General features: G+C 49.0%; 8 protein-coding genes. 3 read left to right on the plus strand and 5 right to left on the minus strand.

All coding sequences use genetic code 11. The features are described from left to right. Positions 1-3: 3 nt before the first annotated feature. Positions 4-768 (minus strand): 4-hydroxy-tetrahydrodipicolinate reductase, encoded by a 765-nt coding sequence (gene dapB, locus ITJ87_RS04725; RefSeq protein WP_117599847.1) that lies wholly within the window; start codon positions 766-768, stop codon positions 4-6. 96 nt (positions 769-864) lie between these two features. Between dapB and ITJ87_RS04730 the strand changes: the two genes are divergently transcribed. The 3 genes from ITJ87_RS04730 (at position 865) to ITJ87_RS04740 (ending at position 5,995) form a co-directional block, all read left to right on the plus strand. Then, the gene (locus tag ITJ87_RS04730; protein WP_117964301.1) at positions 865-2,139 is read left to right on the plus strand and encodes a DUF2851 family protein; all 1,275 of its coding nucleotides are present in this window, start codon (positions 865-867) and stop codon (positions 2,137-2,139) included. A gap of 77 nt (positions 2,140-2,216) precedes the next feature. Next, positions 2,217-2,729: a DUF4348 domain-containing protein gene (locus ITJ87_RS04735; protein ID WP_117599845.1), complete on the plus strand. Its 513-nt coding sequence runs from the start codon at positions 2,217-2,219 to the stop codon at positions 2,727-2,729. Between the two features lie 179 nt (positions 2,730-2,908). Beyond that, a complete protein-coding gene (locus ITJ87_RS04740; protein ID WP_195690910.1) occupies positions 2,909-5,995 on the plus strand; it encodes a chondroitinase family polysaccharide lyase in 3,087 nt (1,028 codons plus the stop codon). Between the two features lie 208 nt (positions 5,996-6,203). Here the strand turns inward: ITJ87_RS04740 and ITJ87_RS04745 are convergent, their stop codons facing one another. The 4 genes from ITJ87_RS04745 to ITJ87_RS04760 form a co-directional block, all read right to left on the minus strand. Further along, positions 6,204-7,154: a tRNA-dihydrouridine synthase family protein gene (locus tag ITJ87_RS04745; RefSeq protein ID WP_165491373.1), complete on the minus strand. Its 951-nt coding sequence runs from the start codon at positions 7,152-7,154 to the stop codon at positions 6,204-6,206. A 26-nt stretch (positions 7,155-7,180) separates the two neighbouring features. Continuing rightward, positions 7,181-9,223 carry a polysaccharide lyase family 8 super-sandwich domain-containing protein gene (locus tag ITJ87_RS04750; protein ID WP_117964299.1) on the minus strand — a complete coding sequence of 681 codons (2,043 nt, stop codon included), beginning with the start codon at positions 9,221-9,223 and terminating at the stop codon, positions 7,181-7,183. Positions 9,224-9,362: 139 nt separating this feature from the next. Further along, complete coding sequence (locus tag ITJ87_RS04755; RefSeq protein WP_117599841.1) at positions 9,363-10,370, minus strand: DUF5017 domain-containing protein; 1,008 nt, start codon at positions 10,368-10,370, stop codon at positions 9,363-9,365. Positions 10,371-10,418: 48 nt separating this feature from the next. Then, positions 10,419-12,173 carry a RagB/SusD family nutrient uptake outer membrane protein gene (locus ITJ87_RS04760; protein WP_117599840.1) on the minus strand — a complete coding sequence of 585 codons (1,755 nt, stop codon included), beginning with the start codon at positions 12,171-12,173 and terminating at the stop codon, positions 10,419-10,421. Position 12,174 lies beyond the last annotated feature (1 nt).

Raw genomic sequence — 12,174 nt, forward strand, 5'->3', positions numbered from 1 at the left:
GTCTTAGTCTTTTAAAAATGGAAACAAGTCACTCATTCCCAAAGCACCTTCGTGCTTGGCGGTATATTCGGCAGCAAGGACAGCTCCCAAGGCAAATCCCCTGCGATTCTTGGCATCGTGGGTGATGGTGATGCTGTCGGCTTCGGAGTCGTAGCGGATGCTGTGGATGCCCGGTACTTCTCCTTCGCGGATAGAACTTATGGGCAGCTCATTGGCTGCACATTCCGTAGAGCCCGAGACAGTCCCGTCGGGAGCCTGGAAAGTTCCTTCTACCCATTTGTCCTTACGGTCGAGATTCTCCAGAATACCTTCGGCAAGCGTGATGGCCGTACCGCTCGGAGCGTCCATCTTGTGGATGTGGTGCGTTTCGCTCATTGTCACATCATAGGCAGGGAACTGGTTCATTATCTTTGCGAGGTACTTGTTGACAGCAGAGAATATGCTTACTCCCAAGCTGAAGTTGGACGACCAGAACAGTGTTTTGCCACCTTCGGTGCAAAGCTTCTTCACTTCGTCTCCATGTTCCGCCATCCATCCCGTACTGCCGGATACCAATTTGACTCCGGCCTGGAATGCCTTCATATAGTTATTGTATGCAACCATGGGATTGGTGAACTCTATGGCAACGTCGGCGCTCTTGAAGGCTGCCGATTCAAAGTCTTCCTGATTGTCGACATCGATGATGCTTACAATTTCGTGTCCGCGGCCAAGGGCTATTTTCTCGATTTCCTTGCCCATTTTTCCGTAGCCGATTAATGCGATTTTCATTGTTTCTATCTGTTTTTATTTAGTTTATCAACAAACTATAGGTCGCAAAGATAATCTTTTTCTTACATTTGTACTCAACATTAACGTCTTGTTAACATGGAACAACTACTGCATTATGTTTGGAAGCACAAAATATTTCCTTTGTCAGCACTCCAAACAACCTCCGGCCGGCCGGTAGAAGTGATAGATCCCGGTTTGCCGAACATGAATGCAGGCCCCGATTTCTTTAATGCCAAACTGAAAATAGACGGTACGCTTTGGGTGGGCAACGTCGAAGTGCATACGCAGGCATCAGAGTGGCTGCTCCATAGGCACGACTGTGACAAGGCGTATGATACTGTCATTCTGCATGTAGTGGGCGAATCGAATTGTGATGTGTACCGCACGAACGGTGAGCTGGTTCCCCAGATGGTGCTCACCTGCCCCGACACTGTCCGTTTGCGCTATGAAGAGCTTCGGCAGACAGAGATTTATCCTCCCTGTTATTCCATCCTTGCCTCCCTTCCGAAGCTGACCGTCCACTCCTGGCTGTCCGCTTTGCAGGTAGAGCGTTTTGAGCAGAAAGCACATGTCATATCCCAGCGGCTCGAACGCTGCAATCATCATTGGGAGGATGTTTTCTTCATTACTCTTGCTCGTAACTTCAGCTTCGGGCTGAATGGGGATGCTTTCGAGGCATGGGCAAACCGCCTTCCATTCCGCGCCGTAGACAAGCATCGGGACAGTCTGTTTCAAGTGGAGGCTTTCTTCCTGGGGCAGGCAGGCCTGCTGGAGGAGGTCCCAGCGGAGGCGGATGATTATTATTTGAAACTTCAGAAAGAATTCCGCTACCTGCAACGCAAGTTCGAGCTGCCAGCTCCCATGTCCGTTGAGCAGTGGCGATTTCTGCGTCTTCGTCCCGATAACTTTCCGCATGTACGTCTGGCGCAGCTTGCCAGTCTATATCATAAGGAGCAGGCACTCTTCTCACGTATCATGGAGGCGGAAACGCTGGAAGCGGTGAAGAAGATACTGGCTGCCAATACTTCCGTGTATTGGGAAGAGCACTTCAATTTCAGAAAAGTTTCACCCCGGAGGGAAAAGCGGGTAGGGGACGGTGCTTTGAATCTGATTGCTATCAATACGGTCATCCCGTTTCTTTATGCATACGGCCTGCACAAGGCCGATGACGTTTTGTGTGACCGTGCCACCCGTTTCCTTGAATCCTTGAAGGCCGAAAACAATCACGTGACCCGTCTTTGGGATGGTGCCGGTTTGCCGGTATCTACCGCTGCCGACTCGCAGGCATTGCTCCAACTTCAAAAGGAATATTGTGACAGGAAAGACTGCTTGCGTTGTCGGTTTGGTTACGAGTATTTGCGGCGTAGATGATAATAATTATCGCCTCATGGCCTTAGCATTTTATCACTTTTATATTATCTTTGTGCGTTGAAAAATAATCCGAGTATATGAAGGCTATCCGCTTTGTTTTTTGTCTGTTTGCGGCACTCATGCTGACGACTTTCAATGGTCTGGCTGCCGAAGAGGAGGATTTCAAGACATTCCTCCAGAAATTTACGTCCAGTGCCTCATTCCAGTATTCCCGAATCAAGTTTCCTTTGAAGTCTCCCATCGTCCTTTTGAAGGATGACGGCGAGACGGAACAGACTTTTCCCTTCACGCGCGAGAAGTGGGCATTGCTGGACGAGGAAACGCTGAAGGAAGGACGTACTACCGAAGAGGAGGGAGGTACCTATATTTCTCACTTTACTGTCAATGAGCCTGCCCATAAGGAGTTCGAAGCAGGCTATGATGAATCAGAACCTTCCCTTCGTGTGGTCTTTGAACTGACGGATGGCAAGTGGTATGTCACCGACTGCTATAACGACTGGTACAACTTCGACCTCCCTATTAGTGAACTGGAAGAAACCATTCAGGCGGTACAAGAGGAAAACAAGGCTTTCGAAGAACTTCATCCCTGATGAAGCTGGGGCAGAAATCCGCCTCAATCATTATTTTATCCTTCTTCTGTACGATTTATGCCCCCCCTTTTCCAAAAAGAGGGGTTTCTTTGTGCCGTACTAATGCATTGGAATATGCAGTTACAACTTCTTTTGCAGATTTCCAAGTAGCAAATATCGATAACCTTAAATAAACAGCCATGATGCAATTCAGTAAATGGAAAATAGGAGCGGCAGCGCTCGTTTGCATGTTGCTGCCGGGCAGTGTACATGCGCAAATCGTGAAGAATGAGCGTTTGCTTTCTTTTGAGGAGAGACAGGTTCCGGCGTTTGTCACTACGGCAGCCGGTTCGCAGTTGGGCATTAGCGACGAACATTATAGGGACGGCGACTACAGTTTGAGCTGGACTTTCGAGCCGGGTGCCGCACTGTCCATCAAGAAAGACTTGAAGTTTGAGAAGAAAGACCCGACGGGGAAAGACACCTATCTTTCGGCTTTCATCGTATGGGTGTACAATGAGCAGGCCCAGGACAAGCAGATTCGGTTTGAGTTCTTGAAGGATGGCAAGGTATACACCTCTTTTCCTTTTGGCATCAACTTCACCGGTTGGCGCGGAGCATGGGTATGTTATGAACGCGATATGCAAGGTACCCCGGAAGAAGGGATGGACGAAATCCGAATTGTAGCCCCCGACGTGAAGGGGAAACTCTTTTTCGACCATCTGATTACTGCCAGCAAGGTGGATGCCCGCCAGCAGACTGCCGACTTACAGGTACCGTTTGTAAATAAGGGAACCACCAACCACTGGCTGGTTATCTACGAACACTCCTTGTGGAAACCGGACATCCCTCTGACAGACGTGACCGAGGCGCAGAAGCAGGATATACGGATTATGGAGAAACGTTTCCGCGACATGCTCTACACGCCTTCCGCACTTTCGGAGAAGGAGATGCAGTCCATCCGTAAGAAGTATGATTTTTATCGGATTACCTACAAGAACGGCAAGGTAGCAGGACGTCCTATCTATTTCGTACGTCACTCCGAGGCATACGAACGTATGGTACCCGATTGGGACAAAGATATGTTCTCCAGACTGGGGATAGAGATAAGCGACTATTTCAACCTGATGAAACGCGTCGCCATCGCCTACAACAATGTGGAGGATGCGGCGCTGAAACACGAGTTGAAGCAGAAATTCATCGCCATGTACGATAACGCCACCGACCAGGGTATTGCCTACGGCAGTTGCTGGGGAAATATCCACCATTACGGATATAGTATGCGCGGTCTGTTTTTGGCTTATTTCTTGATGAAGGACGTGTTGCGTGAGGCAGGTAAGCTGGAAGAGGCGGTACGTACGCTCAACTGGTATGCCATCACCAATGAGGTATATCCCGAACCTGCCGTCAACGGTATTGATATAGATACGTTTAACACCAAGTTGCAAGGCCGCATAGCCAGCATCCTGATTATGGAGGATACACCGGAGAAACTGCAATACCTGCGTTCCTTCTCCCGTTGGCTGGACAAAGGCTGCCTTCCTGCGCCGGGACTGGCCGGTTCTTTCAAGCCGGACGGTGCCTGCTTCCATCATTGCAACAATTATCCTGCCTATGCAGTGGGCGGTCTGGACGGTGCCACTAATATGATTTACTTGCTGAGTGGTACCGAGTTCCGCCTGTCCGAGCAGGCACACGAGACGGTGAAGAAAGTGCTTCTCACCATGCGTTTCTATTGCAACCTGAAGCAATGGTCTCTCTCCATGTCCGGGCGCCATCCCAACGGGGGAGGAAGTCTGATACCTATCCAATATGCCACGATGGCCATTGCCGGTACGCCGGATGGCAAGCAGAAATATGACCCCGAAATGGCTGCTGCCTATCTGCGCCTGGTTGCCTATACAGAAGCTCCGGACAAGAATGCGCCCGACTATCTGCCGAAGGCTTCCACCCGCCACGAATTGGAGATGAAGAAGTTGCTCGAAGCCCAGGGCTTCCGTCCGGAACCCGACCCACAAGGCAATCTGGCCTTGGGTTACGGCTGCGTGTCCGTACAGCGTCGTGACAACTGGGCTGCCGTAGTACGCGGACATTCCCGTTATCTCTGGGCTGCCGAGCACTATCTCCCCGCCAACTTCTATGGCCGTTATCTGGCACATGGCAGCATGCAGATTCTTACCGGAAAACCCGATGAAATGGTTACTTTTGCCACCAGTGGCTGGCAGGAAGCCGGTTTCGACTGGAATCGTATTCCGGGTGTCACGAGCATCCATCTGCCTTTCGACCAGTTGCGTGCCCGGGTATTGAATGTCGATACCTTCTCCGGTATGGAGGAGATGCTCTATTCCGATGAGGCTTTTGCCGGCGGTTTGTCCCAGGCACATCTGAACGGTAACTTCGGTATGGTGCTGCATGAACATGATAAGTATAACGGTTCTCACCGTGCCCGCAAGTCGTTCCACTTCTTCGACGGCACCATTGTATGCCTCGGTACGGACATCGAAAACCTGAATACCGAATATCCCACGGAAACCACCGTGTTCCAGCTTGCCGCCACCACTCCCGAAACCCGTCAATACTGGGAGTCCTATCAGAGTGACGGACAGACTTATATAGACCCTAACGGCGTAGGTTATTACATTTCCAAAGCCTCCCGCCCTGATGCCCGGTACGAGAAGAACTTCCCGCAAGTGACCGTGGGCGAGCGTAGCACCAAGCCTACTTCCGGTGATTGGGTGTCCTTGACATTGCAACATGGCAAAGCCCCGAAAGGCGCTTCCTACGAATATGCAGTGCTGCCCCACACGGATGCTGCCGCTTTGAAGGCATTCGCCAAGAAACCCACTTACAAGATTCTCCGACAAGACCGCAACGCCCATATTGTACGCTCTCCGGCAGACGGTCTTACTTCTTACGTCTTGTTCGAGACTCCGCAGGCGCTGCCCGACGGTGGATTGTTGCAGAAAGCCGATACATCGTGCCTTGTCATGATACGTGAATATAAGGACAAGCTTCTTCTGACTGTCTCCCAGCCCGACCTGGCCTTGTATCGTGGTCCGAGTGACGAGGCTTTCGACAAAGACGGAAAACGTATTGAGCGCAGTATCTATTCACGCCCGTGGACTGACAATGAGAGTCAGGAGATTCCCGTAACCGTTACTTTGAAGGGACAGTGGAAGGTTGCCGAGACGCCCTATTGCAAGGTGGTGTCGGCAGACAAGAAGCAGACAGTGTTGCGCTTTACTTGCCGGGATGCTGCAAGCTTAGAGGTAGAGTTAAAGAGGTAGGGAGAGTATAGGTTAGACATTGATACTGAATACCCACAACACCCGGATGTTTTACCCCATAACATCCGGGTGTTTTACTATAAAACATGGGGATGTTTTGGGGTAATACATCCCCATGTTTTGGGTGAATACATCCGGGTGTTGTGGGTATTCGGTATAGGAGTCTTAGCCTTTCTCTCCTATAGAGAAAGATACTGGAAACGGTTGTTTAATATGTTCCGAGCAGATTGCTTACTGCTGACTGATAGTTTGCCAGTTTACTGGTCTTATGAATGGTCTTTCTCGCTTTGCGGTCTCCGTCCGGTAACAGATACTCCCAGAAACTTTTCATTTTCATTAATAACTGTGCCTCACCGCCTTGTAGTAGCTCTTGATAGGCGTTGAAGACCTCGGTGTGCAGTTGCCCCACCTTTTTCGCCATTTCATCGGAAGAAATCGGGGTTCCTTGCTTGTATTCCAGCGCCAGAGCAGGATTGGCTAGCAGCCCGCGGCCGATGACGATACCTGCCAATCGGGGGAACCGTGTGGTGATAGAACGGATATCTTCCACGGTATGCAGGTCGCCGTTGTAGAACAGAGGGCGGGTGCACTCTTTGTAGAAAGCTTCAAACCCCTTCAGGTCTACCTCTCCTTTGTATTGCTGCTTGCCCAGACGCGGGTGCAGGATGATGTGTGCGAGGGGGAGTTCGTTGAATAGCGGTAGCAGGGCAAGACACTCCTCCGCCTGCTCCCAACCCAGACGCAGCTTCACGGAGAAACGGATGTCGGGATGCCGGTCGATGGCTTCGGAGAGCAGCGCTTTCACTTCTTCGGGATAGGGCAGCATGCCGGAGCCATTGTGGCGCCGGGCCAGCATCGGAAAAGGACAACCCAAATTGATGTCCGCTTCCCGGTATCCTTTTTCGATGAAAAGGGACATTATGTGCTCCAGCTTGTCCGCATCCGGAGCAATGAGCTGGGGGATGAGGTGCAGGCCCGGATTGTGGTCCGGCTCAATGTCACGGGTATCTTTCCGCCGGATTTCTCCGTGTTCCATGCGTACGAAAGGAGAGTAATAGGTCTCTATGCCGCCGAAGATGCGTGCATGCACCCGCCGGTAGACGGCATCGGTGTAGCCTTGTAGCGGGGCGAAGTGGATAGGTAATATGTTCTCGTTCATGGCTGCAAAGATACATATTTTTCTTTCTAGTAGGAAGCTGTGCTACTTTTTCCGGCTTCTTCTTTTTGCGGCATTTCAAGCAATATTTGTTTGGATTGTCCGTTTTGAATCAGTGTTATTGTTGCTTTTTCAGGATTTTCCGATTCACAACGTGGATTTGCGATATGTATTCTTTTTTCTTTTTCCTTCCACAAAAGGGCACAAGGGGTATCTGTCGCAAGGATGTCACCATTTTCAAGTTTCAGTTCCCCTGGTTGATAGAAGATGATTTCTGTTATTCTTAATTTTTCATGACGTACAGCTTGTATTTTTTCCGTATTGGCAAGTACTTTTATCGGCAGCTTTGCAGCATATTTATCGGCAGCGGATGTGCTAGGGATGCTTGGGTGTACCACGTAGGCGTATTTCCCTTGCTGCGGGCGGATGCCGTGATTGGCGTTCAAACTGAACAGTGCCGTATCACAAGTTATTTTGTACTCGGTTTGGGGCAGCAGATTGAAGTAGGCGGTCTGTCCGTGGAGTATCCAGTCTGCAACGGTCTGTATGGAGCCGTTCTTCAGAGTCTGTTTTTTCCCATTTGTCATGTACTGTACCTTCCCGTTGCGGTTACATTGGTTGAGAGTGGTGAATACTTCGGCTTTTCCTTTGGCGTTGCAGATGCCTGCCCCAAGGCATACAAATTCTTCATCGAAATAGAACCAGGCTTTGTGAGCTTGTAATCCGCGGCGGTCTAAAATCATGCCGCAGGTTCCATAAAGACTGTCGCTGACACCTCCGGCAAAACAGTTTCCGTTATTGCCGCCTTCACCCCAATCGGGAATGGGAAGGGGGGCATTGTCTTGTTCGGCAGTAATGCCGGGATATTGGCGGTTGTTGAATATCTTAAAGAAATTGCCGTCATACTCGTGTCCGGTGACAAAAAGATAATTTACTCCGTTGGAGGCATAATAGTTGAACTCACCATCACCGTTGCCGGCCTCGTTGCCTACGGTACGGGTGGAGGTCATGCGTGAACTGGTCATATAATTGTTGCGGCGGTGTACCATGTAGTCGAAACGCCAGAACATGCGGTTACCCGTCAGGCTGTTGTCTCCACCGATGTGTTGCAGTGCTTGCTTCATGTTGTTGCGTGCATCGGAGTTGCTCAACTTGCAGATTCTTTCGGCCAGAACTTTTATGGCAGAGGAGTATTGGTTGCTGCTGATAAAGCGTCCTGCATTGTTGGGGTCATGCTGCTTGTTGTAGAATATCCATTGTACGCCGTCGGTGAAGAGGCGTTGCAATAATTCCAGTCCGGGGCTTTGGAAACGGGTATCCTTGCAGAGTTCCAGATAAGCGAGGGTGGAGTTAACGAATTCTTTGCCGTAGCTGGTGAAGTAAAGTTGCCGTCCATGACCGCAATGTTGCCCGAAGAGATAGTCAGGTTGTATGCCTTCGGAGGGTTGTATGGTGAGCAGTTGCGTCATCCGTTCTTTGAAGTCTTCCATCTGGCTTTCGTTCTCGGTCAGGATGCTGGCGGCAAATGACCCCATGATGATGTCGGCGCCGTTGGCTCCTGTCATGTGTGAGGGGGCGGCATTCTCGTAGCTCCAGCGTAGGTATTTGATGGTCTTGTCAAAAAGTTCTGGATTTTCATTGATTTCGCGGCTCATCAGCACTACGCTGGTAGATAGTTCTTTGGGATAGGGAATGTAACGATACCACCAGTTTTTGGCTTGATGGTTGGTGTCTATCCAGAAGCGGAGCGCTTTAAGATAAGACTCTTTCAGCGTTTTGTCATGGTAGAATGTGTTCTCTGGATGTTGGTAGGCGCAGGCCAGGGTGATGAGGTTTTGTACATGCTTGCGTGGGGAACCATCGGTAGCGCGATAGTTGAGGGTGACGAATGCTCCTTCTGGTGAGAGGGATTTCATCAGTCCGCCAATAGTTTCTTTCGATGGGTTCCGGTCGAGGTACTTTTCGTACATCCGGTTGTAGATGGTCTTGAAGTCGGAGGCATGGGCACGAATACCTGTCAATGTAATGCACAAGGCAATTGCTGCAATGAGTTTGATGTTATGGGTTTTCATGTTGATATTCTTTGTTATATTAGGGGATTTATGAATCAGGGAAGAGCCTCGCGGTTCCTCCCTGACAAAGTTAATTGATTAAGGTCTATAAAAATACTTAAGGTTAGAAGTTTTGTGTTGATAGAACGTTTTTATTTCATTATTCGGTTACCATCACTTTATATTCACGTACCACGGAAGATTCTTGTTTGTAGTTTCCATTGGTGGCTACAAAGGTGGCTGTGTAGGTACCGGGAGTCTTGTAGGTATATTGATAAGAGTCAAGACTTTGGGTAACGTTCTTCAATCCGGTGCCTGCGTCGGGGGAACATGCGTTGACAACAAACAGATTGGAAACCAGCCAGCTATATTTTAATTCAGTATTGGCGTTGGAACTATGAATGAAGAAAGCGTTCATGTCCTTGAAGTTCCAGATGCCGGAAGTGTTGTTGGTGACTGTGCCATAGGCACGGTTGGAAGTCATACTCTTCTGGTCGCTCAGGTTATGACGGTGCAACATATTGATAGGGGTGAAGCCGAAAGATCCGGCGGTGAAAGTCGTCTCTTGTCCCTTGGACATTTGGTTCAATATCTGCATGTTGCTAAAAGTAAATCTCGTTTGTGCCACACTGTTGGTTTGACCGCGATAGCAGATGGCTATGGCAATACGTTTGCCCAAATAGGGCTTCATGTCTATGGCAAAGTCTTGTGCTTTGGTTGCAGTAGGGAAATCGGAAGCCGGGATCAATGTTTCCCAAGCGTGTTGCTCCACCAGTACGGAGTCGGCTTCAAAGTTCCCTTTTTCTATGCCGGGAAAGTCGGAGGATACATACATGGTGAGTATGTTTGCTGGATTTCCATATTGTGGGGTCAGCTTGAATTTCAAAGTTGAAGTTTCCACCTCACTTTCGTCTACTGTAGTACGTTCTCTGTATTTATATTCTTTTCCGGCTTCACCGCTGTAAAAAGTGAGGAAGTCCGGGTCACCCTTGAAATGAAACTCCACCGGAGTTCCGTTTTTTACGGTGATGGTCTGACCGTCGAAACTGATACCGTTTCCGGTTGCCACATTTACATCCAGTTCTGCATCTTTAGTGAATTCGCTTTCGCAGGAGGCAAAAGTGAAACTTGCAATGCTGATAGCTATCAATAGTTTATTTAGTTTCATGATATGATTTATTTATTTGGAACGATTATCTTTGTTTTACTCATTCGATTACCAACCAGGATTATTCTGGGTGATGGCTTTGTTTACTGACATTTCACTGTCCGGTATGGGGAAGTAATTGTAAGCGTCTGTTATCTGGAAGAAGGTATAGACGCTGTAGCTAGGTCCCGTAGCCCAGTTGGCATTGGCGCCTTGAAGGGCACGGGGAGCTAATTCATTCATGTTTTTCACATATTCACCCCAGCGGATAAGGTCGTAGCGGCGGGTATGTTCAAAGCAGAGTTCCATAGCACGTTCATCTTTCACTGCCTGACGGAAGGCTTCTTTGCTGAGGCTTCCTTCTTCATAGGGAGCGATGCCGGCACGATTACGCACGTCGTTCAAACATTTGTAAGCCAGTGTAGTGGGAGAGGAGCTAATTTCATTCTCTGCTTCGGCCACCATCAGTAATACGTCCGAATAGCGTAACAATGGGAAGTTGAGTGAAGTGTAGTTCTTGTTCTTTTTGGTGCCGTATGCCTCATATTCTCTGCGGTATTTTCCGCAAGCACGTGAGTAGTTCTTTTCTGAGTCGGCTTCGGTTTTCTCGTAATCTCCCGTTTTCTTGGAAGAATCACCTTCGCCATAGCTGTAAGACACATCCCAATATTGGTTTTTCACTTCTTCCAGCTTACCGTACTCGAATTGGCGTCCTGTAACGCCTTTCTTGCTTACGGCCTCCACGTATTCGAATGGCGCAATATTCCAGTTCATACGGTTGATGTCTCCATTATCCTTGTAGAGTTCATATAGTTTCGGAGTTGACCAGAAGTATGCGTAGCCAAATCCGGGATCTTTAGCGTCTATTAAAGATTGATCGTTGGATTCGTCAGGACATTTGATGCCTATCAGGTTTCCGATACGTCCTTCTGCTCTGACTTCGGAAGTATAGTCTCCGGCAAACTCTGCCTCCCAGATACTTTCATTGGCTGTAGTATTGTATTGGTTAGAACAAAGGTCGATGAATACATCCCAGTAGTTGGCTGCTAAGCCATGTCCTTCGCCCATTACTTTTTGGGCATAGGTGCTGGCTTGCTTGAAATAATTTTGAATGGCTGTAGCGTCTCCGTTGGCATTGTCTCGGAAATGCTCGCCGGCACGGAATAAATAGACACGTGCCAGAATACCCCATGCTGCAGAGCGTGAAACATGTCCCGGCTTGTAGCCTAGTTCTGCGGCTGTAGCAAGACCCTCAGCGCATTCAGACATTTCGGTGGTGATGAAATCATAGATAGTCTGCTTGTCTGTACGGGGAATGTCAAGTCCCGTTACACTACTGGTGGAAGTTGTCTTGAAGGGAACGTCTCCCCAGCCTTGTACCAGTGTGAAGTAGTAGTAAGCGCGCATGAAACGTGCTTCTGCTGTGTACTGCAGGAGCAATTTGTCGGATATGTCTTTGCTTTTGTCAATATTCTCAAGAAACGTATTGGCACGGTCGATACCCGTATAGAGTGTTTGCCAAAGATTGCTGAATTGCGGTGAACTTGAATTGGCATTGTTACAGGCAATCGCACCGCTGGTTTGCGGATTGCGACCACCACCATAATGGGACAAGTCATCAGCACCCGTCATGAACATGTATTCGTTTCCGTAGAAGTTCTGTGAGGTCAGTGGGGCGTATACAGAGGTCAGGAATGAGAGAGCTTCATCCGCATTATTAAAGTAATTGTCGGGAGTCAGCTTAGTAGGTTCTTTGTCCAGAAAATCGCAGGAGACCATAGCCAGACAAGTCAAAGATAGTATTATTGTTTTTATTGTTTTCATA

It is taken from the genome of Bacteroides sp. HF-162, assembly GCF_015679285.1.
GTDB classification, from domain to species: Bacteria; Bacteroidota; Bacteroidia; order Bacteroidales; family Bacteroidaceae; genus Bacteroides; species Bacteroides uniformis.